We start from the raw sequence: 23,893 nt of genomic DNA on the forward strand, positions 1-23,893 counted from the left end.
TTCTCTGAACCGTACGTTGTCTCTGTCTGCTGTGGTGTTGATTAAGAAGTGAAGTCGTCATTAATGAACGGCATTTTGCTTAAACTTGCGTCAGTTGGCAACTTATTCAGAAATCTGACCGCATTTGATGATAAGTGACGGTCGTGATTTTATTTCGACGCAAACGGTTTCGTCGACGCGGTAGATTCTTTATAATGACGCCCGTTTCCCCCACTTGGGCACACCGAAAGCTTAGAAGACGAGAGACTTATGATGGAAATTCTGCGTGGTTCACCTGCACTGTCTGCATTCCGTATTAACAAACTGCTGGCACGTTTTCAGGCTGCCAACCTCCAGGTCCACAACATTTACGCCGAGTACGTCCATTTTGCCGATCTGAATGCACCGTTAAATGAAGATGAGCACGCGCAGCTTGCACGCCTGCTGAAATATGGTCCTGCTCTGCAAAGCCACGCCCCGGAAGGCAAACTGCTGCTGGTTACGCCTCGCCCTGGCACCATCTCCCCGTGGTCTTCTAAAGCGACTGATATTGCCCACAACTGCGGTCTGCACCAGATTAGCCGCCTGGAACGTGGCATTGCCTGGTATGTAGAAGCCTCTACGCTGACCGCTGAGCAATGGCAGATGGTGGCCGACGAACTGCACGACCGCATGATGGAAACGGTTTTCTCTGCGCTGAACGATGCCGAAAAACTGTTTGCCCATCACCAACCGGCGCCGGTCTCCAGCGTTGATCTACTGGGTGAGGGGCGTCAGGCGCTGATCGACGCTAACCTGCGTCTGGGTCTGGCGCTGGCGGAAGACGAAATTGACTATCTGCAGGATGCGTTCACCAAACTGGGACGTAACCCGAACGATATTGAACTATACATGTTTGCGCAGGCCAACTCTGAGCACTGCCGCCACAAGATTTTTAACGCCGACTGGGTTATCGATGGTAAACAGCAGCCGAAGTCGCTGTTCAAGATGATCAAGAATACCTTCGAAACCACGCCGGACCACGTGCTGTCTGCCTATAAAGACAACGCTGCGGTAATGGAAGGCTCTGAAGTGGGCCGCTATTTTGCCGACCACAAAACCGGCCGATACGATTTCCATCAGGAACCAGCCCACATCCTGATGAAGGTTGAAACTCACAACCACCCGACGGCTATCTCTCCGTGGCCGGGTGCGGCAACCGGCTCCGGCGGCGAAATCCGCGACGAGGGCGCAACAGGTCGCGGTGCAAAACCGAAAGCCGGGCTGGTGGGTTTCTCCGTTTCCAACCTGCGTATTCCTGGCTTTGAACAGCCGTGGGAAGAAGACTTCGGTAAGCCGGACCGTATTGTTACCGCGCTTGATATCATGACCGAAGGTCCGCTGGGTGGCGCAGCGTTTAACAACGAATTTGGTCGTCCGGCGCTGACCGGCTACTTCCGTACCTATGAAGAAAAGGTCAACAGCCACAACGGCGAAGAGCTGCGCGGTTACCATAAACCGATCATGCTGGCAGGCGGGATCGGTAACATCCGTGCCGATCACGTACAGAAGGGCGAGATCGTCGTTGGCGCTAAGCTTATCGTCCTCGGCGGCCCGGCGATGAACATCGGTCTTGGCGGTGGGGCAGCCTCCTCTATGGCTTCCGGCCAGTCTGATGCCGATCTTGATTTCGCTTCCGTACAGCGTGACAACCCGGAAATGGAACGTCGTTGCCAGGAAGTTATCGACCGTTGCTGGCAGATGGGGGATGCGAACCCGATTCTGTTTATCCATGACGTTGGCGCGGGTGGACTGTCTAACGCTATGCCGGAGCTGGTAAGCGATGGCGGTCGCGGCGGTAAGTTCCAGCTGCGCGATATCCTCAGCGACGAGCCGGGTATGAGTCCGCTGGAAATCTGGTGTAACGAATCCCAGGAACGCTACGTGCTGGCGGTTGCTGCCGATCAATTGCCGCTGTTTGACGAACTGTGTAAGCGCGAGCGCGCGCCGTATGCGGTGATTGGTGAAGCTACCGAAGAACAGCATCTGACCTTGAGCGACAGCCACTTCGACAACCAGCCGATCGACATGCCGCTCGATGTGCTGCTGGGTAAAACACCGAAAATGACCCGCGATGTGCAGACGCTGAAAGCCAAAGGCGATGCCCTGAATCGTGACGAAATCTCGATTGCAGATGCGGTTAACCGCGTGCTGCATCTGCCGACTGTCGCGGAGAAAACGTTCCTCGTGACCATCGGTGACCGTACCGTTACCGGCATGGTTGCGCGTGACCAGATGGTTGGTCCATGGCAGATCCCGGTCGCCAACTGCGCGGTCACTACCGCAAGCCTCGATAGCTACTACGGCGAAGCGATGTCTATCGGCGAGCGCGCGCCGGTTGCGCTACTGGACTTCTCTGCCTCTGCGCGTCTGGCTGTCGGTGAAGCGCTGACCAACATTGCGGCAACGCAGATTGGCGACATCAAACGTATTAAGCTGTCGGCAAACTGGATGGCGGCTGCGGGTCACCCTGGTGAAGATGCTGGCCTGTACGAAGCAGTAAAAGCCGTCGGGGAAGAGCTATGCCCGGCGCTCGGCCTGACCATTCCAGTGGGCAAAGACTCTATGTCGATGAAAACCCGCTGGCAGGAAGGTAACGAGCAGCGTGAAATGACCTCGCCACTGTCGCTGGTGATCACCGCCTTTGCCCGCGTGGAAGATGTGCGCCACACCATTACCCCGCAGCTCTCTACTGAAGACAACGCCCTGCTGCTGATTGACCTCGGTCTTGGTCACAATGCGCTGGGCGCTACGTCGCTGGCGCAGGTTTACCGTCAACTGGGTGATAAGCCTGCCGACGTGCGTAACGTTGAGCAACTGAAAGGCTTCTACGATGCGATTCAGGCGCTGGTCGCTGCGCGTAAGCTGCTGGCCTATCATGACCGTTCTGACGGCGGTCTGCTGGTTACGCTGGCGGAAATGGCCTTCGCCGGTCACTGCGGTATTGACGCTGATATCCACTCTCTGGGTGAAGATCGTCTGGCGGCGCTGTTTAACGAAGAACTGGGTGCGGTGATTCAGGTTCGTGCTGCTGAACGGGAGGCGGTGGAAGCGATTCTGGCTGCCCACGGCCTGGCAGACTGCGTACACTTCCTCGGTAAAGCCGTTGAAGGCGACCGCTTCAACCTGACCGCTAACGACCAGCCGGTGTTTAGCGAAAGCCGTACTACCCTGCGTATGTGGTGGGCGGAAACCACCTGGCAGATGCAGCGTCTGCGTGATAACCCGGAATGTGCCGATCAGGAACACGACGCTAAAACTAACGATGCGGACCCTGGTCTCAACGTTAAACTGTCGTTTGATATCAACGAAGATGTTGCCGCTCCGTACATCGCCACCGGTGCGCGTCCCAAAGTGGCCGTACTGCGTGAGCAGGGTGTGAACTCCCACGTTGAGATGGCAGCCGCCTTCCACCGTGCGGGTTTCGACGCCATCGATGTGCACATGAGCGACCTGCTGGGCGGACGTATCGGCCTGGGTAATTTCCAGGCGCTGGTGGCCTGCGGCGGTTTCTCTTACGGCGATGTGCTTGGCGCTGGGGAAGGTTGGGCGAAGTCGATTCTGTTCAACAACCGCGTCCGTGATGAGTTCGAAACCTTCTTCCATCGCCCGCAAACGCTGGCTCTCGGCGTGTGTAACGGTTGTCAGATGATGTCTAACCTGCGTGAGCTGATCCCGGGAAGTGACCTGTGGCCGCGCTTTGTGCGTAACCACTCTGACCGCTTTGAAGCCCGCTTCAGCTTGGTCGAAGTGACGCAAAGCCCGTCTTTGCTGCTTGCCGATATGGTGGGGTCGATGATGCCGATTGCCGTTTCTCACGGTGAAGGTCGTGTGGAAGTGCGTGACGGTGCGCATCTGGCTCAGCTTGAGAGCAAAGGTCTGGTGGCGCTGCGCTATGTTGATAACTTTGGTAAGGTGACCGAGGCCTATCCGGCTAACCCGAACGGTTCGCCGAACGGTATTACTGCAGTGACCACTGAAAATGGTCGCGTCACCATTATGATGCCGCACCCAGAACGTGTGTTCCGTACCGTGAGCAACTCCTGGCACCCGGAAAACTGGGGCGAGGATAGCCCGTGGATGCGTATTTTCCGCAACGCGCGTAAACAGCTCGGTTAATTCGCGCAATAGTCATCAAGCCCCTCTTCGCGAGGGGCTTTTTTTTGTCTGCCGGATGGAACCCGCCTGATGACGCTACGCTTATCAGGTCTACAGGGAAAATGCGGTTGTAGGCCGGATAAGGCGTTCACGCCGCCATCCGGCAATAAACTCAGCGCTTGCACCTAAAAGTAAAGTGTCGGGAAATGCCGACATGGACAGGGTTGTAGTGTCGTCAAAAAGAGACGTTTAATTATTTGATTTAATAGTAATTTGTTTTTAAGTGCTGCAAGTGTTGCTTATTGGCGACAGAGAGAACAAAAAACAGCCAGAATTGTTATTTGTGAAAATAATAATATTTTTCATACTTATCATTGTGTTAATAAAGTGTTTTGAATATTGGCACAGATGCTGCATAATATTAACCAGTGGCTCATTCACCTTCTTATGTCAGCCCCTTCGGGACGTGCTACATAAACTTCGAATGACGCACAACAAGGTGCCTGCCGTCCAACATCTGATATTAGCATTGCTCATATCAACCTCCGGGCGAAACGTCGAGTTAGGCACCGCCTTATTCCATAACAAAGCCGGGTTAATCCCGGCTTTGTTGTATCTGGCGTTCCCCTCAGTTAGCATCAATCTATTCCTGTCCATTGAGAGTAACGCCTTGAAGCGCTGGTCAGTTTTTCCCCGATCTTTACGTCAATTGGTGACGTTGGCCTTCTTGCTTATCCTGCTGCCGTTGTTAGTTCTGGCCTGGCAGGCATGGCAAAGTCTGAATGCCCTGAGCGCGCAGGCTGCGCTGACCAACCGCACCACGCTGATTGATGCCAGACGCAGCGAGGCGATGACCAACGTCGCGCTGGAGATGGAGCGCAGCTATCGGCAATACTGCGTGCTTGATGACCCAACATTGGCCAGGGTCTACCAAAGCCAGCGTAAACGCTACAGCGACATGCTGGATGCGCATGCGGGGGTGTTGCCGGATACCAAGCTCTACCAGGCGTTGCGTCAGGATCTTAACGATCTCGCGCAGTTGCAGTGTAAAAACAGTGGTCCTGACAGTGTGTCGGCTGCACGACTGGAAGCATTCGCCAATGCCAATACCGAGATGGTGCAAGCGACGCGTACCGTGATCTTTTCTCGTGGGCAGCAGTTACAGCAGGAAATAGCCGAACGTGGGCAGTTTTTTGGCTGGCAGGCACTGGTGCTGTTTCTCGTCAGCCTGGCGATGGTCTTGCTGTTTACCCGCATGATTATCGGTCCGGTGAAGGGCATTGAACGGATGATCAACTGTCTGGGAGAAGGGCGCTCGCTGGGGGATAGCGTATTATTTACCGGGCCACGGGAATTGAGATCCGTGGGGCAGCGTATCATCTGGTTAAGCGAACGCCTCTCCTGGCTTGAGTCGCAACGGCATCAGTTTTTACGCCATCTTTCCCATGAGCTGAAAACACCGCTGGCGAGCATGCGCGAAGGTACCGAATTGTTGGCCGATCAGGTGGTTGGCCCGTTAACAGCGGAGCAAAAAGAGGTGGTCGGTATTCTGGATGACAGCAGCCGCAACCTGCAAAAGCTGATTGAACAACTCCTTGATTACAACCGCAAGCTGGCTGATGACGAGGTGGAACTTGAAAGTGTGGAAATCACGCCGCTGGTGGAAAGCGTTGTTTCTGCGCATAGCCTGCCCGCTCGCGCCAAAATGATACATACTGATGTTGCGCTTGCGGTGAACACCTGCCTGGCAGAACCGATGCTGTTGATGAGCGTGCTGGACAATCTTTATTCCAATGCGGTGCACTATGGTGCTGAATCCGGTAACATTTGGATCCGCAGCAGTTTGCATGGCTCAACGGTATACATCGATGTAATGAATACCGGCACACCGATTCCAGAAGCAGAACAGACCATGATCTTCGAGCCTTTTTTCCAGGGGAGTCATCAGCGAAAAGGGGCGGTAAAAGGAAGCGGGTTGGGGCTAAGCATTGCCAGAGATTGCATCCGCCGTATGCGGGGCAAGCTGTATCTGGTTGATGACCATGCGCAAAACGTTTGTTTTCGCATAGAACTGCCGCTAGCTGCTGCGAAAAATCACTAAAATAAACCTAAGTCTGGTGAGTATGCCATACGTTGTTGTCCGAATGCTTAAACGACATTTTCTTCGTCGCGTCATCCTCGCAAGCCTGCCGTGCCTGGCGCTGGTTGGTTGTGTCCCGAACGCGGTGAATCATATTATCGGCGATCCCTCGCAGGAGAAAATTCCGCCTAATCAACTGGCAGACTACCTTGCAACCGACTGTACGGATATCTGGTCGCTGTCTGGCCAGTCTACAGAAACCAATCCGTTGTACTGGCTGCGGGCGATGGATTGTGCCAATCGCCTGATGCCGGTGCAGGCGCGTAGTGAAGCCAGCACCCTGATGACAGATACCTGGCAGGGCGCTTTCAGGCGTGGGATCCTGCTCGATAATGCCAACATTACGCCGCCTGAAAGGCGGGAGGCTGTTACGCGCCTCGATGCGTTAAGCCCGCAAATTCCGCCGCAGGTACGCCCGCTGTATCAAGTCTGGCGCAGCAGCCAAACGTTGCAGTTGCAGCTTGCCGAAGAGCGTATGCGCTACAGTAAACTCCAGCAGGCGTCCGACAGCGATCTCGATACGCTGCGCCAACAGCAACAGCATTTGCAGTCCCAGCTCGATCTCACGACCCGCAAGCTGGAGAATCTGACCGATATTGAGCGCCAGCTTTCTACGCGCAAACCTGGCGGTAACTACAATCCTGATGCGCTGCACGGGAACGATAAACTCACTACGCCTGATAACGAAGAAGGCGCAGCACCGTCTGCCGATGAGGTTACGCCATGATAAGCCGTAAGCCCGCGCATCTGCTGCTGGTGGATGACGATCCGGGCCTGTTGAAATTACTAGGAATGCGACTGACCAGCGAAGGCTACAGCGTCGTGACCGCGGAAAGTGGGCAGGAAGGGTTACGGGTGCTGAACCGTGAAAAAGTGGATCTGGTTATTAGCGATCTGCGCATGGATGAAATGGATGGCATGCAGCTGTTTACTGAAATCCAGAAAGTACAGCCTGGAATGCCGGTGATTATCCTGACCGCCCACGGCTCCATCCCGGACGCCGTTGCGGCGACCCAGCAAGGGGTGTTCAGTTTTCTCACTAAGCCAGTCGACAAGGACGCGTTGTATCACGCGATTGACGGGGCGCTGGAACAGTCTGCGCCCGCCACCGATGACAGCTGGCGCGAATCTATCGTTACCCGCAGCCCGCTGATGCTACGCCTGCTGGAACAGGCGCGGATGGTGGCGCAATCGGACGTTAGTGTCTTGATCAACGGCCAAAGCGGAACCGGGAAAGAAGTTTTCGCTCAGGCTATTCACAACGCCAGCCCGCGCAGCCAAAAACCTTTCATTGCCATTAACTGCGGCGCGTTGCCGGAACAACTGCTGGAATCAGAACTGTTTGGTCATGCGCGCGGTGCTTTTACCGGTGCGGTGAGCAATCGTGAAGGGCTGTTTCAGGCCGCGGAAGGCGGCACGCTGTTTCTCGATGAGATTGGCGATATGCCTGCGCCGTTACAGGTGAAACTGCTGCGCGTGTTGCAGGAACGAAAAGTCAGACCGTTGGGCAGTAACCGAGATATCGACATTGATGTGCGGATCGTTTCTGCGACCCACCGCGATTTACCCAAAGCGATGGCTCGGGGTGAATTTCGCGAGGATTTGTACTATCGCCTCAACGTGGTGAGCCTGAAGATCCCTGCGCTGGCCGAGCGTACGGAAGATATTCCGCTGCTGGCGAACCATCTGCTGCGCCAGTCTGCTGAACGGCACAAACCGTTCGTACGCGCCTTTTCAACCGATGCCATGAAGCGGTTAATGACCGCCAGCTGGCCGGGCAACGTGCGTCAGCTGGTCAACGTGATTGAGCAGTGCGTGGCGTTGACCTCTTCGCCGGTGATCAGCGACGCGCTGGTGGAGCAGGCGCTGGAAGGGGAAAACACCGCGCTGCCGACCTTTGTTGAGGCGCGTAACCAGTTTGAGCTCAACTATCTGCGTAAGCTGCTGCAAATCACCAAGGGCAATGTGACCCATGCAGCAAGAATGGCGGGGCGCAACCGCACCGAATTCTATAAATTGCTTTCTCGGCACGAGCTGGATGCAAACGATTTCAAAGAATAAATCTGCGGATTATGTTAGCTTTATTCGATCAAAAGACAGGCGACCTTTTCAAGGAATAGCATGAAAAAGATTGATGCGATTATTAAACCCTTCAAGCTGGACGACGTCCGCGAAGCGCTGGCAGAAGTCGGCATTACCGGTATGACTGTGACAGAAGTGAAAGGGTTTGGCCGTCAGAAAGGCCATACCGAGCTGTACCGTGGTGCGGAATATATGGTGGATTTTCTGCCGAAGGTTAAAATTGAAATTGTGGTTACCGACGACATCGTCGATACCTGCGTCGACACCATTATCCGTACTGCCCAGACCGGCAAGATCGGCGACGGTAAGATTTTTGTCTTCGACGTGGCACGCGTTATTCGTATTCGTACCGGTGAAGAAGACGACGCGGCAATCTAAGCCGCGCCGTTAATTTGTAGGCCTGATAAACGTAGCGCATCAGGTCGAGTGATTGCCGGATGGCGGCGTAAACGCCTTATCCGGCCTACTCGCGTAACACATTACAAGACTTTGTGCGGACCGAAGCATTCGTAATGAATGTTCTCGTTTTTCACGCCCAGCCCGACCAGCTGCTTCGCGGCGAACTGCATGAAACCAACCGGACCGCACAGATAAAACTGCATCGCCGGATCGCTAATTGCGCTTTCCAGTTTGTTCAAATCCATCAGACCTACGCTATCAAACGCACCTTTCGCGCGATCGACTTCGGTTGGCTCACGATACCAGGTGTGTGCGCTAAAGCGTGGCAGCGTTTTGCCGAGTTCATTGACTTCATCAGCGAAGGCATGCACGTCACCATTTTCTGCCGCGTGGAACCAGTTAACCTGCGCCGTATGCTTCGCTTTTGCCAGCGTATCCAGCATCGCCAGCATTGGGGTTTGTCCCACGCCCGCGGAGATCAGAGATACCGGGGTGTCGGTCGCGACGTCCATAAAGAAATCGCCCGCAGGTGCGGCCAGGTGAACAACGTCGCCAACATTCGCATGGTTGTGCAGCCAGGTTGAAACCTGACCACCGTCTTCACGCTTAACCGCAATACGGTAGCCTTTGCCATCGGGTTTACGGGTCAGTGAGTACTGACGAATTTCCTGATGCGGGAAACCTTCCGGCTTTAACCAGACGCCCAGGTATTGCCCCGGATGATATTCAGCCACTGCGCCACCATCGACAGGTTCAAATTCAAAGCTGGTGATAAGTGCACTGAGTGGGGTTTTTGCCACGATGCGGAAAGGACGGGTACCTTCCCAGCCGCCATTTTTATTGGCATTTTCGCTGTAAATCTGCGCTTCACGGTTGATGAAAACGTTCGCCAGCACGCCGTATGCTTTGCCCCACGCATCCAGAACTTCCTGGCCTGGGCTGAACATTTCGTCCAGCGTTGCCAGTAAATGGCCACCCACGATGTTGTACTGCTCGGGTTTAATCTGGAAGCTGGTATGCTTCTGTGCGATTTTCTCAACAGCCGGCAACAGTGCCGCCAGATTTTCGATATTGCTGGCATACGCGGCAATAGCATTAAACAGCGCTTCACGCTGATCGCCATTACGCTGATTACTCATGTTGAAGATTTCTTTCAGCTCTGGGTTATGCGTAAACATGCGGTCGTAGAAATGGGCGGTCAGCTTCGGGCCTGTTTCAACCAGCAGGGGAATGGTGGCTTTCACTGTAGCGATGGTTTGTGCGTCAAGCATACGGTCTTCCTTTATCTGAGACTTTAATGATGTATGTCAAATACATCTTATAAAAAATACCCCTGCATTGTAAATGGTTCTTTGTAACTTTGCGTTGTAAAGGTTACATCGTGAAAAATCTGCATCACAAACCTGAAAAGAAATCCGTTGAAATTCAGCAGACCTTTGTTCTCCAAAGCCTTGCGTACCGCGAAGGTAATCGTTTGCGTAAAATCCTTTGTCAAGACCTGTTATCGAAGAATGATTCGGTTATACTGTTGGCCGAAGTCCTAGGGACTGCCTTTTTAGGCCGAAATTCTATTGTTAGCTGAGTCAGGAGATGCGGATGTTAAAGCGTGAAATGAACATTGCCGATTATGATGCCGAACTGTGGCAGGCTATGGAGCAGGAAAAAGTACGTCAGGAAGAGCACATCGAACTGATCGCCTCCGAAAACTACACCAGCCCGCGTGTTATGCAGGCGCAGGGTTCTCAGCTGACCAACAAATACGCTGAAGGTTATCCGGGCAAGCGCTACTACGGCGGTTGCGAGTACGTTGATATCGTTGAGCAACTGGCTATCGATCGTGCAAAAGAGCTGTTTGGCGCTGACTACGCCAACGTACAGCCGCACTCTGGTTCTCAGGCTAACTTCGCTGTTTATACCGCTCTGCTGCAACCGGGCGATACCGTTCTGGGTATGAACCTGGCACAAGGCGGCCACCTGACTCACGGCTCCCCGGTTAACTTCTCCGGCAAACTGTACAACATCATCCCTTACGGTATTGATGAGTCCGGCAAAATTGACTACGAAGACATGGCGAAGCAGGCCAAAGAGCACAAACCGAAGATGATCATCGGTGGCTTCTCTGCTTACTCCGGCGTTGTTGACTGGGCAAAAATGCGCGAAATCGCCGACAGCATCGGTGCATACCTGTTCGTCGATATGGCGCACGTTGCGGGTCTGATTGCCGCGGGCGTTTATCCGAACCCGGTTCCACACGCACACGTTGTGACCACCACTACCCACAAAACCCTGGCGGGTCCGCGCGGTGGCCTGATCCTGGCGAAAGGCGGTGACGAAGAGCTGTACAAAAAACTGAACTCCGCTGTGTTCCCAAGCGCGCAGGGCGGCCCACTGATGCACGTGATCGCGGCGAAAGCTGTGGCGCTGAAAGAAGCGATGGAGCCTGAGTTCAAGGTTTACCAACAGCAGGTTGCCAAAAACGCCAAAGCGATGGTGGAAGTGTTCCTGAACCGTGGCTACAAAGTGGTTTCTGGCGGTACTGAAAACCACCTGTTCCTGCTGGATCTGGTTGATAAAAACCTGACCGGTAAAGAAGCTGACGCCGCGCTGGGCCGTGCTAACATCACCGTTAACAAAAACAGCGTACCGAACGATCCGAAGAGCCCGTTTGTGACTTCCGGTATCCGTATCGGTTCTCCGGCTGTGACTCGCCGTGGCTTTAAAGAAGCTGAAGTGAAAGAGCTGGCTGGCTGGATGTGTGACGTTCTGGACAACATCAATGACGAAGCTGTTATCGAGCGCGTCAAAGGTAAAGTGCTCGATATCTGTGCACGTTTCCCGGTTTACGCGTAAGTAATACGGATTGCCAGATGGTGGTGTAAACATCTTATCCGGCCTACAGGTAACTCACATGTAGGCCAGATAAACGAAGTGCCATCCGGCAGTTATATTGACTTAAGCAAGATTGTTTCATCGATTAAAGCCGCCACTGGCGGCTTTTTCTTTGCCTGAATCCATTTTCTCAATAAACGTATTTCTCGGCCCTGATTCAACGTTACTGCGCCGACAATCACGTCATCCTGTAGGTTAAACCATATTGCTCTCTGCGCATCTGAATTGCCGCGTATGAGCCAGCTGTCTCCCTGCATTTCGCCAATAAACTGCAAATTATCGCGATATTGATCGGTCCAGAACCAGCCCGGCGTTGCTGCTGGCTGCGGTTGATTGAGCATCGCGGCGGCGGCAACCTGTGCCTGAAAATTGGCGTTTTCCCAGCTTTCGACGCGTAATAACGAACCGTCAGCCTGGCGCGTTATCGCTACGTCACCGGCGGCGAAAATCGCGGGATCGGAGGTGGTGCAGGCGGTATCAACGATAATGCCGTTCGCCGTCTCCAGCCCCGCTTCGCGAGCCAGCATATCGTTCGCCACGATACCGATGCCATAGATCACCGCATCAGCGGTGAGAGTTTCGCCGTTTTGTAGCGTGAGTGAGAGACACTCTCCTGCTTCGACATGCTCAATAGTGCTGTTAAGCAGTACTCGCACGCCCGCAAGTTGGTGGCGGGCTAGCAGATAGTCGCGCACCGGAGCAGGCGCGTTGCGGCCCATGACCGTTGGCGCCAGCTCCACTACCGTCACCTGACAGCCACGTTGAGTCGCGCTGGCCGCCAGTTCCAGACCAATGGTGCCCGCACCGACAATGACAATCGACTTGCCCGGCAATAAATTGTCGCGCAGGCGCTCGGCATCGCCCGCGTGGCGCAGGGTGAAGCAACGATCGCCCAGCTTATCCAGTTGCGGAAGGGGGCGTGCCGCAGCGCCCGTCGCAATCAGTAGCCGATCCCATGGATAACTCTGCTCATTAGCCAGCACCAACTGATGCGTTTGGCGGCCGAGCGTCCGCACAGTAACCCCCAGATGCAGCTGTACGTTGTGTTCCCGCCACCAGTCAGCGGGGAGTATCGGCTGAAGTTGCGGATTGTCGTCCAGTAGCATCGCTTTGGAGAGCGGTGGGCGTTCATAGGGCAGATGTTGCTCATCGGAAAACAGGTGTAATTCGCCGTCAAATCCTTGTTGGCGCAGTGCAGCGGCAGCCATAGCCGCCGACTGACCGCCGCCGACGATAGCGATAGTTTTTGGGTTCATAACGCCTCCTCAGAGATCCAGTCCGGCGGTGACGTGACGAATACCTCGAATACCCAGACCGGCGTCGGCATTGATCATCACGCCGCTCAATGTGCGGTTGTTACGCTTTGACGCCAGCATCACATACGGGCCGGTAAAATCCGCCGGCTCCGGGAAAAACTGTAGTGGCAAAATAGCGGCGATTTTTTCCGGCGTCAGCGACTGCATAATCGATGTATCGTTTTGTCCCAGCGCCTGCGGGCCGCGTAGATCTGTCGCCATACCGCATGGACCGACACCGTTAACACGAACCTTTGGTGCCAGCTCGTATGCCAGCTGGCGAATCAGCCCGGTAGCCGCATGTTTGCTGGCGGTATACAGCGGGCCGCCGCCGCCGGGATACCACGACGCATTGGACAGGGTAAAGATGATGCTGCCTTCGCTGGCGATAAGTGCAGGGGCACAGGCTTTTGCGCCCAGCAGATAGCCCAGCACGTTGACGTTAAACAGCTCATGAAAGCCGCTCTCCAGCGCATCCGCAGGCGTATTGACCAACGAGGCGTTGTGATCCCATATCCCCGCATTTCCGATAAAACAGTCCAGCGTACCGTAATGCGTCAGGATTTGATCTACCGCGCGCTGATAGTCGGCGTAGCAGGTGACGTTGCCTTCGATTGCCAGCACATGTTCGCCAAAGTGCTGACGCAGGCTGGCAACTTTAGCTGGCGACAGCTCCAGCGTGGCGACCCGCGCACCTTCTTCGATGAAACGCTCGACCAGCGCCAGGCCAAGACCGGAGCCGCCGCCGGTGATAAATACCACGTTATCGCGTAAATCGCTCATCTTGCGTCCTCTGGAATATCAACAAACACATCGCTACCGTCCACATATACCGCGTAGGTGGTGAGCGCGTCGGTGGCGGGTAAGCACAACGCCTTGCCGGTTCTCAGGCAAAAACTGGCGGCATGCAGCGGGCATTCCACCGTAGCGTCGTCTTCCAGATAGCCTTCCGACATCGAGGCGTTACCGTGGCTACAGCGATCGTTAATGGCATAGAACTCGCCGCCAACGTTGAACAGCGCGATGACGGGCGAAGTATCAAGCCGGAGCGCTTCACCCTCCGGCAAATCCCCTACGGGGCAGGCATAAACACGACTCATCAGAACAGTACACTCAGGTTATGGGAGGTGATCACTGCTTGATCCAGCACGATCTCACGCTCCAGTAAGCGCCACTCATCGCCCGGCAAACGGCGCACTTTGTCTATGCGCATGCCGACGTAAAAGGTTTCATCGCGCTCTTTTTGCGCGCGATACAGCAGATAATTAAGGCGCACGGCAAAGACGTCGGGAACTCCAGTTTCACTGACCTGGCAGTTGCTGATCAGGTGCCGGGTACGCGACGGTGGCTCTTCCGCCCAGGCCATGCCGGTTTCCAGACGCGCGATACGACGTTCGAGCTGGTCTTTGTTGTCGTTGAAAATCCAGGTGGTCGGCGGCTGCACGCCTTTGCGACGATCGCGCGTCTGGGCATTGACCGTCGTACGCATGGTGTAGCGAATGTCTTCATCCAGTTGTGCCAGCCAGTCACGAAACTTCCAGTCATCCAGCAGGCTGGCTTCATGGTAGAGAAACTGTGTAATGCGGTGGTGTAGTTCCTGAGAAACTAAGGTGCTCATTTCATCACCTCCTGCTGGTAAGCTGCGGTTTTCTCCTGCACTTCCTGCCAGCTTTCGCTGCTGAGCAAATCGGCCCAGCGCTGATACATGCCGCGCGCGGCGGTTTCCGAAAAGATGTAGTTGGTGATCCCCGGAATGCCGTCTTCACGACGTTTCTCCTGGCCAAGCCCCATTTCCAGACACAACCTGGTGTTGCGTGCGCGATGACCCTTCAACAGTTTTTGTATTTCACACCAGTTTTCCGAGTCGTCCTGCTCCAGGAATCCGGCGGGGCCAAAAGCCCGCGTTGCGCTGTTTTCAAACGCGGCTTTCACTTCATCAGAGGCGGCTTTATCGGTAATACAGAATGCCCACACTTCAACTTGATCCGGCCCGCGCGGATGCCAGACCCTTAAGGTGGCAGTACCGTTGAGCCAGGAAAGCGTTGGGAAAATGTTGTTGTGACCGGCCAGACGCAGGGCGCGAACTTTACCCAGACGCTGCTCGGCTTCCGCGTAGGTGTCACGGTAGTAGCTGGAGACTTCGCCGTCGACCCAGACATTGGCATCAGGATTTTCGGTAAAGAAAAATCCGCTACCGTGCCCATCCTGACCGAACTGTAGTGCGTCTTTGGCGGTTTCCCACACCGGGCGGGCGGTTTGTCCGTCGCCCAGGCGTTTATCGCTGCCGTCGTCTTTTGCCCCCAGCACCTGCACGGCCGAGGCATGGCTGAACAGCGCGTGATACTGGTCGCTGGCAAACTGTTCGGCGGGGAATTTCCAGTTACAATCGATGGTCCACTTTTGTACGCCACCGACGATTTCGGTGCCGCCTTCACGACGATCCAGCACACCGTCGAGATACCAGGCGATGTCGCCGAGATAATCGCGCAGCGCAGGCGCGGAGGTATCCCAGTTGCCGAAAATCAGTCCCTTGTAGCTCTCTACGCCAGGAACTTCGTTCAGCCCCCAGTGCGATTTGCACAGCCCTTGCGGGTAGGCGCGCGGTTCCAGCGGGACGTCGATCAGCTCGCCGTTAATGCCGTACGACCAGCCGTGATACGGGCAGGTGAAGGCGCGGGTATTACCGCAGTCGGCGTAGCTGACGCGCATTGCGCGGTGGCGACACTGGTTGAGAAACGCTTTGATGCTGCCGTCTTTCTGGCGAACCACCACAACTGCATCCTCGCCCATGTAGGTGTTAAAAAAATCACCGGGTTTGGGGATTTGGCTTTCGTGGGCGAGAAATAACCAGCAGCGTCCGAAGATGCGTTCCAGCTCCAGTTGGTAAATTTCAGGGTCGGTATAAATTCGTGGGGTAACGCGACCGTTTTGCGTGTCGATCAGTTGGTAGATGTCTAAATTTGAGGGTGTGGTCATATTTTTTAATCCTGAAAGCTAAGATGTATTGACCTTCTTTTTTTGTACCTTAAGGATGTTGCTGGTTAGTTATCAATCTGTGAAATAGTAAATTTCTACCAGTTGAGACATTTTTTCGATAACAAGGAGAAGGGCATGGAACTGAGGCACTTACGCTATTTCGTAGCGGTGGCGCAGGCGCTGAATTTCACCCGAGCGGCAGAAAAGCTGCATACCTCTCAGCCGTCGTTAAGCAGCCAGATCCGCGATCTGGAAACGTGCGTGGGCGTTCCATTGTTGGTGCGGGATAAACGAAAAGTTGCGCTGACGGCGGCGGGAGAGTGCTTTTTACAAGATGCGCTGGCGATCCTCGAACAGGCGGAAAACGCCAAAGTTCGTGCCCGTAAAACGGTGCAGGAAGATAATCATTTCGCCATCGGTTTTGTCCCTTCCGCAGAGGTAAATCTGCTGCCGAAGGTGCTGCCTTTGTTTCGTTTAAAACAGCCTGATACGCACATTGAGCTGGTGAGTCTGATCACCACTGAACAGGAAGAGAAGATCCTGAGTGGAGAGCTGGATGTGGGCTTAATGCGCCACCCGGTGTACAGCCCGGATCTCGATTATCTGGAGCTGATTCATGAGCCGTTAGTAGTGGTTTTACCGGTGAATCATCCGTTAGCTAATGAGCAAGCAATCTCCGCAGAACAACTACACGGCGTGAATTTTGTCAGTACCGATCCGGCCTACTCCGGCGCGTTAGCGATGATTGTCAAAAACTGGTTTCAGCGACAAAAAAGCCAGCCCAACATTGTGCAGGTGGCAACCAACATTCTGGTGACCATGAACCTGGTCGGCATGGGGCTGGGGGTGACTTTGATACCCGGTTATATGAATAATTTTAATACCGGACAGGTGGTTTTCCGTCCTATTGTTGGCGATGTTCCGACCATTGCGCTGTTGATGGCGTGGAAAAAAGGGCCAATCAAACCGGCGTTGACCGATTTTATCGCCACGGTACATGAACGTTTAGCGGTGAGCCTGACGGAGTAATGGCTATAACTCGCTAAGCTGTGACTCGACATACAGATAGCCAATGCCCATAAGTTGCTGGGTGCGATTAAGCTTACCGAAGCTTATCTGCGTGGCTCTGGCTCGCGGGTTATCGCCGTGATCGAATGGGTTAAACCCAGTTTGCTGCACCAGCGTATTGAGCCAGCTGTCGCCAAATGCGCAGCTACGCCCATACAACCATATTTGGTTAATATTCAGTATATTCAGAAAGTTATAAAGACTCAGCCCGATGGCGCTGGCGGCATTTTCGGCCCAGGCCTGAATGCGGACATCTCCGTGCTGCCAGGCCGCAATTAGCTGGTCAGTGGTGAGCGTTTCCGGATCGTAAAGGGATGTCGGCTGCGATTTCATCCACACCCGGGCCTGCTTTTTCAATGCGCTTAATGACGCTACGGTTTCCAGACAGCCATAGCGACCACAGTCACAGGCGACACCATCGGGATGAATGATGGTATGCCCAATCTGACCGCTGCCATACAGGCTACCGCGCCAGATGTTATCGTTAATCACAAACGATGAGCCAATACCGTAATCAACGTTAATCACGCAGAAATCACCGTTTGCCGCCGGGTTTTGCCATTTTTCCGCCAGCGCCAGCATCACGCAGTCATTGTCCAGCCGGACCTGCACGCCGAGCTTCTCCTCCAGCAGATATTTTATTTCCACCGGAGTTTTCCACGGGGCCTGGGGCATGGTTTTTGATGCACCGGTTATCGGATCAACTTGACCATGAACGCCAAGCGCCAGATTAATCGTCACATCGGGAAATTCCCGACGATACTCCCGCCAGTGTGCCGCCAGGGCTGACAGCAGCGCTTTTGGCGATTCGGGGTTGATGACTTCATGCTGCCAGTCGCCTACAGCCACCAGTCGCGCGTCCGCCAGTTGACTGGTGATGCTGGTGGGGGTGACGTTGATGCACAGCGTCCAGGCGCCTTTTTCTGGCAAATGATAGCTGCCGCTGCTCAAACCGCGCTGGCTTAAGGTTTCTCGCGAATGGCTGATTCTCCCTTCATCCATCAGTTCTTCGAGGATATTGCTGACCGCCGGGATCGACAGGCTGGTGAGCTGCGCCAGCTGTGACTTGCTGAGCTGTTTTTCCCGCCACAGGTGAGACAAAAAGATCTGTTTATTCGCCTGACGGACCCTGACGTTGTTGAACCCCGAACGCTGCATTCACTTAACTCCCTTAACTATATTGCGTGAGCATTGCGCATTTTAACGCCACCTAACTGCCGCAGAATAGCATCAAGTTGAATTTTTACTTTTGTTTATTGAGTGGAGAGCGGCATGTACGGTTCAGTTAAAGTCTGGCAGGAAACGATCACCCTCCCAACTTGGGCGGCGGGTGAAGAAGATGCCAACCCAATGTTTCTGGAAAAACGGGTGTATCAGGGATCTTCTGGAGCGGTTTACCCTTACGGCGTGATTGATACGCTGACCGGCAAACGTGAAATGCGCGACTATCAGGCGGTGTGGATGGAGAATGACTTCATTCGCATCATGCTGCTGCCGGAGTTAGGCGGGCGTATTCATCGAGCGTATGACAAAGTGCAGCAGCGCGACTTCGTCTACTACAACGAAGTGGTGAAACCCGCGCTGGTCGGTCTGCTTGGGCCGTGGATCTCCGGCGGCATCGAGTTTAACTGGCCGCAACATCATCGTCCGACCACCTTTATGCCGGTGGATTTTACGCAGCAGCAGGGTGAGCAGGGTGAATACACCGTGTGGATGGGTGAGGTTGAACCCATGCGCGGTTTACAGGTGATGACCGGATTCACGCTGTATCCGGATCGCGCGTTAATCGAAATAACCGGGAAAGTGTTTAACGGTAACGCTACCCCGCGCCACTTCTTATGGTGGGCGAATCCGGCGGTGAAGGGCGGCGACGATCACCAGAGCGTGTTCCCACCGGATGTGACGGCGGTATTCGACCACGGAAAGCGCGATGTCTCAGCGTTTCCCATCGCCACCGGCACCTACTACAAAGTGGACTATTCGGCCGGTGTGGATATCTCACGCTACAAGAATGTACCCGTGCCTACCTCCTATATGGCTGAAAAATCTGATTATGATTTTGTTGGCGCGTGGCATCACGGCGAGCGTGGTGGGTTGCTGCATGTGGCCGATCACCATGTTTCGCCGGGGAAAAAACAGTGGACCTGGGGATACGGCGACTTTGGTGTTGCCTGGGATCGTAATCTCACCGATGACAACGGTCCATATATTGAACTGATGACCGGGGTCTTTACCGATAATCAGCCGGATTTCACCTGGCTTGCGCCGTACGAAGAGAAAGTCTTCGTACAAAACTTCCTGCCCTACAGCGAACTGGGAATGGTGCAAAACGCCAGCACGCAGTTGGCGCTTCGTCTGGTGCGTGAGCGTAGCCAGCTTTCTGTGGGCGTTTATGCGATTGCGCCGCTACGCAATGTTCAGGTTACGCTTGCTGCGCACGGGCAACCGTTCTATGAAAATACTCTCACCCTTGAGCCGGGCCAGAGCTGGCTGGTCGATGTGTCCGACAATGGCCATGCCCGGGTGACGATGACCGTCACTAGCGCCGATGGCACTACGCTTTTGCAGTACGAAGAGCACATCGCGCAAGAATTACCGCTGCCTTCGGCGGCCGTCGCCCCGGCACTGCCAGAAGCGCTTTCTAATACCGATGAACTCTATTTTATTGGCCAGCATCTGGAACAGTACAATCATGCAAGCCGCTATGCAGAAGACTATTACCGCCGCGCGCTGGAGGTTGATCCGCTGGATTACCGTAACAATGTAGCGTTAGGGACGCTGGCGCTAAACCGCGCCGACTGGGCGCTGGCGGCACAATGTGCTGGCAAGGCGCTGGAGCGGGCGCATAAGCTCAATAAAAATCCGCGTGATGGCGAGGCGAGTATGCTGCTGGCCGCCGCACAGGAACGTCAGGGCGATGATGACAGCGCGTGGGATAATTATTATAAGGCCAGCTGGAGCGGCAACTGCCGGGATGCGGCTTTCTGGTCGTTAGCGCGTCTGGCGATGAAGCGTCAGGATTACGCTGGCGCATTGGAAAAGGTGGAGCAGAGTCTGCGCTTTAACGGCAGTAATAACCTGGCGATGGGGCTGAAAGCGCTGGCGCTGGCAAAGCTTGATCGCAATACGCAAGCGCTGGACTACATTCGCCAACAGCTGGTGGATTATCCGCTGAGCTATACCCTGCATTATGCACGCTGGACAATCTGCCAGGACGAAGCGACGGCGCAAGCGCTGATTGCGATTACCGGGCGGCGCGGGACCAACGCGTGTGAACTGGCAGGCTGGCTGACTTCTTTGGGGCAAAAGGATGCTGCCCGTAGCGTGCTGGAACTGCTCGACAGCCAGGAAACGCTGCCGATGCTGTGGCGCGCTTCGCTGAGCGATAATCCACAACCGTTCATTGAACGTGCTCGTGAGTGTCTGCAAAACCGCGTGCGCTTCCCCAATACGCTGGATGAAGTGCAGATGCTACAAACTCTTGAGCAAAGCGCTTTTGCCCGCTATTTCCTCGGCTGCTTCTGGTACAGCAAACGGCGTTATGCCGAGGCGGTTTCCTGCTGGCAGATCACGCTTGCGCAGGAAGCGGATTTCGCACCGGTACACCGTTTACTGGGAATCTATGCCTGGAACAAACTGCACGATGCACAGCAGGCGATGCAGTATTTGTCGCAGGCCGTGGCGCTGGAACCACAGAATGCTCGCTTCCTGTTTGAACTCGACTATCTCAAGAAGTTAATGGCACAACCCGCTGAGCAGCGTCTGCAGCGACTGGAAGCCAGTAAAGAGATTGTCTTCCATCGAGACGATCTGACGGTGGAACTGCTCAGCTTGTGGAATGGGGTGGGGCGCTACGACGATGCCGCCGCAGTGTTACGTGAACGCGTGTTCCATCCGTGGGAAGGTGGTGAAGGTAAAGCCACCGGGCAATATCTGCTGAATCAGATGCATCGTGCCCTTGCTGCCGTTCAGTCCGGCGACCTGCAAACCGCCATCGCGCAGCTGCAACAGGCGTTGCACTACCCACAAAACCTCGGGGAGGGGCGTCTGCCTGGGCAAACGGATAATGACATCTGGTATTTGCTGGGGTATTGCGCGCAGCTGCAAGGCCATTTCGAGGAATCCCAGCGCTACTTCTCCCGTGCGACGCGTGGCGGCAGCTCACTGGATGCCGGACGTTATTACAACGACCAGCCAGTGGACTATCTCTTCTGGCAGGGTATGGCGCAGAGAAAACTTGGCGATGACGCAGAGGCGGACGCTTTGTTCAATAGCTTCCTGCAATGGGTTGAGTCGCATCACGACAACGTGCCGGATGTCGATTTCTTCGCCGTCTCGCTACCCGACCTGGTGGTGCTGGATACCTCTGCACAAGCAAAACACCAGCAACACTGCCTGTTTATCAATGCGCTTGGGCATCTGGGGCTGGGAAATAGCGCCGCCTGTCAGCGTGAACTTGATGAACTCCTGCAACTCAATCCGGCACATGACAAGGCATTACTGCTGCGTCACGCCATTAACGTAAGGCTTTTCCAGTAACACCCGAAACGGGTGGGGTAACCTCACCCGAAACCTACTGTACCCTGCGTTTCCCTGAAAGAGGAATCATAATGAATAACGCGCAGACACATTTAAAGATTGGTTACGTCTGGACTATCTGCCTGGTTGCGGCCTGCGGAGGTTTACTGTTTGGCTATGACTGGGTGGTGATCGGCGGGGCAAAACCCTTCTATGAAGCATATTTCTCGATTACCGATCCGGCACAATCCGGCTGGGCGATGAGTTCCGCGCTGGTTGGTTGTATCTTTGGCGCGCTGATTTCCGGCTGGTGCGCCGATAAATTTGGCCGAAAAATGCCGCTGATTCTCTCAGCGATCCTCTTTAGCGCTTCCGCCTGGGGAACCGCCGTCGCCAGTAACTTCGATATGTTTATTGTTTATCGCATCGTTGGCGGCGTGGGGATTGGTCTGGCGTCTGCGCTAAGCCCACTGTATATCGCCGAGGTTAGCCCCGCTGAAAAGCGTGGTCGCTTTGTGGCCGTCAACCAGCTCACCATCGTCATTGGCGTGCTGGCGGCGCAGCTTATCAACCTGATGATTGCCGAACCTGTTGCTACAGGCGCTACGCAGCAAGCAATTGTTGAAAGCTGGAATGGTCAGACGGGTTGGCGCTGGATGTTTGGCGCAGAATTAGTGCCCGCGGTAATTTTCCTGGTGCTGATGTTCTTTGTTCCTGAATCGCCGCGCTGGCTGGTGAAAGCGGGCAAAGCCGATCGTGCGCGCGCCATGCTGCAGCGCATTGGTTCGGCAGAATATGCCGGGCAAACGCTGAAAGAGATTGAACATACGTTGCAAAAAGATAATCACAAGGTCGCGTGGTCAACGCTGTTACAACCGCAGATCAAACCGATCGTGATTATTGGTATGGTGCTGGCAGTGTTTCAGCAGTGGTGTGGGATCAACGTTATTTTCAACTATGCGCAGGAGATCTTCGCTTCTGCCGGATTCGACATCAACGGTACGTTAAAATCGATCGTGGCGACAGGGATCATCAATCTGGTCTTTACCCTTGCCGCTCTGCCACTGGTGGACAAAATTGGGCGTCGTAAACTGATGCTGTTCGGTGCATCAGGGCTGACGGTTATCTACGTACTCATTGCCGGGGCATACGGGTTGGGCATTATGGGCTGGCCGGTTTTGGTTCTGGTGCTGGCGGCGATCGCTATTTATGCCCTGACGCTGGCTCCGGTGACCTGGGTGCTGCTGTCTGAAATTTTCCCTAATCGCGTTCGTGGGTTGGCGATGTCGCTGGGGACGCTGGCGCTGTGGATTGCCTGCTTCCTGCTGACCTATACCTTCCCGCTGCTGAATGCGAGTCTGGGCGCGTCGGGAAGCTTCCTGCTGTACGGTGTGATTTGCGCGATGGGCTTCATATATGTTCTGCGTAATGTACCGGAAACCAAAGGCGTGACGCTGGAAGCGCTGGAAGAACAGTTGGCGGCGCAACATACAAAAGCTGGCACATCAGCCCAGCAACGAAGCGCCCGATAATGGATGGTCTGCTGACGCTACAAAACGCACATCTGCGGATGTGCGTAGACTCGCAGGGCGGTTCGCTATTAAGTCTGGTTTCGTTACAACATCAACAGGCCATTTTACGCGAAGGTCATGGTCAGCAACCCGGTGATTGCGGCCTGTTCCCGATGCTGCCGGTCGCGAATCGGGTGGCGGGAAATCGTTTTATGCTGCGCGGTGAAGAGGTGGTTTTACCTCAACATGGCGCAGATGACACCTTTTTCCTGCACGGTGACGGCTGGCTGCAACGCTGGCAGGTTATCACTGTCACCCAAAGCGGTTGTTTGCTGCAGTTGCGCAGTTGGCATCCCTGTGGCTACGACTATACGGCGCAGCTTTGCTATCAACTGGAAACCTCGAGCCTGCACGCCTCGTTGACGCTCACTCATTGCGGTGAGCAGCCAATGATTTACGGCTGCGGGTTCCATCCGTTTTTCGCCTTTGATAAGCGCAGTACGGCGCAGTTCACCGCAAGCGGCTACTAGCCTGAGGGGGAGCAGCATCTGCCGCTGGAATGGCAACGTGATATCCCTTCAGCGGCTGATTTCATGCATGCGCAATACGGTGAGGATAGCTGGCTGAATGTCGGATATTCTGGCTGGAGCGGGCGGGCCGTTATTCATCGTGATGTGATGAAAGTCACGATTTTAGCGCAAACTCCGTGGTTGATGCTGTTCAGAATGTCGGGTGAGGAGTTCCTGTGCCTGGAGCCGCAAACGCATCCGGTGAATGCCCACAACATGCAGGGGCAGCCGGGATTGCAGGTTTTAGCGCAGGGAGAACGCTGCCATTTTGCGATGCAAATTAGCATCGAATAGGGCAAAAATCATGTTATCTGCCTGTTAATGCTCTCT

General features: G+C 54.7%; 16 protein-coding genes and 1 pseudogene. 10 read left to right on the forward strand and 7 right to left on the reverse strand.

The features are described from left to right. The first annotated feature begins 249 nt into the window (after positions 1-249). The 5 genes from purL (at position 250) to glnB (ending at position 8,716) form a co-directional block, all read left to right on the forward strand. Complete coding sequence (gene purL, locus OGX94_RS12000; RefSeq protein WP_206159776.1) at positions 250-4,137, forward strand: phosphoribosylformylglycinamidine synthase; 3,888 nt, start codon at positions 250-252, stop codon at positions 4,135-4,137. 649 nt (positions 4,138-4,786) lie between these two features. After that, positions 4,787-6,217, forward strand: a complete 1,431-nt coding sequence (gene qseE, locus OGX94_RS12005; RefSeq protein WP_125112766.1) for a two component system sensor histidine kinase QseE/GlrK — start codon at positions 4,787-4,789, stop codon at positions 6,215-6,217. Positions 6,218-6,239: 22 nt separating this feature from the next. Further along, positions 6,240-6,983: a two-component system QseEF-associated lipoprotein QseG gene (qseG, locus tag OGX94_RS12010; RefSeq protein WP_003835304.1), complete on the forward strand. Its 744-nt coding sequence runs from the start codon at positions 6,240-6,242 to the stop codon at positions 6,981-6,983. Beyond that, the gene (gene glrR / locus OGX94_RS12015) at positions 6,983-8,317 is read left to right on the forward strand and encodes a two-component system response regulator GlrR (protein ID WP_304502732.1); all 1,335 of its coding nucleotides are present in this window, start codon (positions 6,983-6,985) and stop codon (positions 8,315-8,317) included. Before qseG ends, glrR begins: the two co-directional genes overlap by 1 nt. A 60-nt stretch (positions 8,318-8,377) precedes the next feature. Further along, on the forward strand, positions 8,378-8,716 hold the full coding sequence (glnB, locus tag OGX94_RS12020) for a nitrogen regulatory protein P-II (RefSeq protein WP_002914032.1): 339 nt from the start codon (positions 8,378-8,380) through the stop codon (positions 8,714-8,716). 101 nt (positions 8,717-8,817) lie between these two features. Here the strand turns inward: glnB and hmpA are convergent, their stop codons facing one another. Then, the gene (gene hmpA / locus OGX94_RS12025) at positions 8,818-10,008 is read right to left on the reverse strand and encodes an NO-inducible flavohemoprotein (protein ID WP_257661749.1); all 1,191 of its coding nucleotides are present in this window, start codon (positions 10,006-10,008) and stop codon (positions 8,818-8,820) included. Between the two features lie 325 nt (positions 10,009-10,333). Here hmpA and glyA point away from each other — a divergent pair, with 325 nt between their 5' ends. Further along, on the forward strand, positions 10,334-11,587 hold the full coding sequence (gene glyA / locus OGX94_RS12030; protein ID WP_003835277.1) for a serine hydroxymethyltransferase: 1,254 nt from the start codon (positions 10,334-10,336) through the stop codon (positions 11,585-11,587). 92 nt (positions 11,588-11,679) lie between these two features. On the opposite strand, the gene hcaD is transcribed toward glyA, so the two are convergent. The 5 genes from hcaD to hcaE are packed head-to-tail and all read right to left on the reverse strand — an operon-like array spanning position 11,680 to position 15,897. Then, complete coding sequence (gene hcaD / locus OGX94_RS12035) at positions 11,680-12,882, reverse strand: phenylpropionate dioxygenase ferredoxin reductase subunit (RefSeq protein ID WP_257661750.1); 1,203 nt, start codon at positions 12,880-12,882, stop codon at positions 11,680-11,682. Positions 12,883-12,891: 9 nt separating this feature from the next. Continuing rightward, a complete protein-coding gene (gene hcaB / locus OGX94_RS12040) occupies positions 12,892-13,704 on the reverse strand; it encodes a 3-phenylpropionate-dihydrodiol/cinnamic acid-dihydrodiol dehydrogenase (protein WP_257661751.1) in 813 nt (270 codons plus the stop codon). After that, positions 13,701-14,021 (reverse strand): 3-phenylpropionate/cinnamic acid dioxygenase ferredoxin subunit, encoded by a 321-nt coding sequence (hcaC, locus tag OGX94_RS12045; RefSeq protein WP_257661752.1) that lies wholly within the window; start codon positions 14,019-14,021, stop codon positions 13,701-13,703. Before hcaC ends, hcaB begins: the two co-directional genes overlap by 4 nt. Then, positions 14,021-14,539 (reverse strand): 3-phenylpropionate/cinnamic acid dioxygenase subunit beta, encoded by a 519-nt coding sequence (gene hcaF / locus OGX94_RS12050; RefSeq protein WP_032944241.1) that lies wholly within the window; start codon positions 14,537-14,539, stop codon positions 14,021-14,023. Before hcaF ends, hcaC begins: the two co-directional genes overlap by 1 nt. Beyond that, a complete protein-coding gene (hcaE, locus tag OGX94_RS12055; RefSeq protein ID WP_063941929.1) occupies positions 14,536-15,897 on the reverse strand; it encodes a 3-phenylpropionate/cinnamic acid dioxygenase subunit alpha in 1,362 nt (453 codons plus the stop codon). Before hcaE ends, hcaF begins: the two co-directional genes overlap by 4 nt. A 135-nt stretch (positions 15,898-16,032) precedes the next feature. Between hcaE and hcaR the strand changes: the two genes are divergently transcribed. Then, complete coding sequence (hcaR, locus tag OGX94_RS12060; RefSeq protein WP_257661753.1) at positions 16,033-16,926, forward strand: DNA-binding transcriptional regulator HcaR; 894 nt, start codon at positions 16,033-16,035, stop codon at positions 16,924-16,926. 3 nt (positions 16,927-16,929) lie between these two features. Here hcaR and OGX94_RS12065 read toward each other — a convergent pair whose 3' ends face one another. Further along, on the reverse strand, positions 16,930-18,123 hold the full coding sequence (locus tag OGX94_RS12065; protein WP_048215773.1) for an ROK family transcriptional regulator: 1,194 nt from the start codon (positions 18,121-18,123) through the stop codon (positions 16,930-16,932). A gap of 114 nt (positions 18,124-18,237) precedes the next feature. Here OGX94_RS12065 and OGX94_RS12070 point away from each other — a divergent pair, with 114 nt between their 5' ends. The 3 genes and pseudogenes from OGX94_RS12070 (at position 18,238) to OGX94_RS12080 (ending at position 23,857) form a co-directional block, all read left to right on the forward strand. After that, on the forward strand, positions 18,238-21,504 hold the full coding sequence (locus OGX94_RS12070) for a DUF5107 domain-containing protein (protein WP_257661754.1): 3,267 nt from the start codon (positions 18,238-18,240) through the stop codon (positions 21,502-21,504). Between the two features lie 71 nt (positions 21,505-21,575). Next, on the forward strand, positions 21,576-23,015 hold the full coding sequence (locus tag OGX94_RS12075; protein ID WP_048215775.1) for a sugar porter family MFS transporter: 1,440 nt from the start codon (positions 21,576-21,578) through the stop codon (positions 23,013-23,015). After that, positions 23,015-23,857 (forward strand): annotated as a pseudogene (locus OGX94_RS12080) (aldose 1-epimerase). Before OGX94_RS12075 ends, OGX94_RS12080 begins: the two are co-directional and overlap by 1 nt. Positions 23,858-23,893 lie beyond the last annotated feature (36 nt).

This window comes from Citrobacter sp. Cpo037 (genome assembly GCF_030332945.1).
GTDB lineage: Bacteria > Pseudomonadota > Gammaproteobacteria > Enterobacterales > Enterobacteriaceae > Citrobacter > Citrobacter portucalensis.

Excerpts from the sequence above, each read along its gene's own strand:
- glyA (WP_003835277.1), top strand. The coding sequence starts at position 10,334 with ATGTTAAAGCGTGAAATGAACATTGCCGATTATGATGCCGAACTGTGG.
- hcaE (WP_063941929.1), bottom strand. The coding sequence starts at position 15,897 with ATGACCACACCCTCAAATTTAGACATCTACCAACTGATCGACACGCAA.
- qseG (WP_003835304.1), top strand. The coding sequence starts at position 6,240 with ATGCCATACGTTGTTGTCCGAATGCTTAAACGACATTTTCTTCGTCGC.
- glnB (WP_002914032.1), top strand. The coding sequence starts at position 8,378 with ATGAAAAAGATTGATGCGATTATTAAACCCTTCAAGCTGGACGACGTC.
- hmpA (WP_257661749.1), bottom strand. The coding sequence starts at position 10,008 with ATGCTTGACGCACAAACCATCGCTACAGTGAAAGCCACCATTCCCCTG.
- OGX94_RS12075 (WP_048215775.1), top strand. The coding sequence starts at position 21,576 with ATGAATAACGCGCAGACACATTTAAAGATTGGTTACGTCTGGACTATC.
- hcaC (WP_257661752.1), bottom strand. The coding sequence starts at position 14,021 with ATGAGTCGTGTTTATGCCTGCCCCGTAGGGGATTTGCCGGAGGGTGAA.
- hcaR (WP_257661753.1), top strand. The coding sequence starts at position 16,033 with ATGGAACTGAGGCACTTACGCTATTTCGTAGCGGTGGCGCAGGCGCTG.
- purL (WP_206159776.1), top strand. The coding sequence starts at position 250 with ATGATGGAAATTCTGCGTGGTTCACCTGCACTGTCTGCATTCCGTATT.
- OGX94_RS12070 (WP_257661754.1), top strand. The coding sequence starts at position 18,238 with ATGTACGGTTCAGTTAAAGTCTGGCAGGAAACGATCACCCTCCCAACT.
- hcaD (WP_257661750.1), bottom strand. The coding sequence starts at position 12,882 with ATGAACCCAAAAACTATCGCTATCGTCGGCGGCGGTCAGTCGGCGGCT.
- OGX94_RS12065 (WP_048215773.1), bottom strand. The coding sequence starts at position 18,123 with ATGCAGCGTTCGGGGTTCAACAACGTCAGGGTCCGTCAGGCGAATAAA.
- hcaB (WP_257661751.1), bottom strand. The coding sequence starts at position 13,704 with ATGAGCGATTTACGCGATAACGTGGTATTTATCACCGGCGGCGGCTCC.
- hcaF (WP_032944241.1), bottom strand. The coding sequence starts at position 14,539 with ATGAGCACCTTAGTTTCTCAGGAACTACACCACCGCATTACACAGTTT.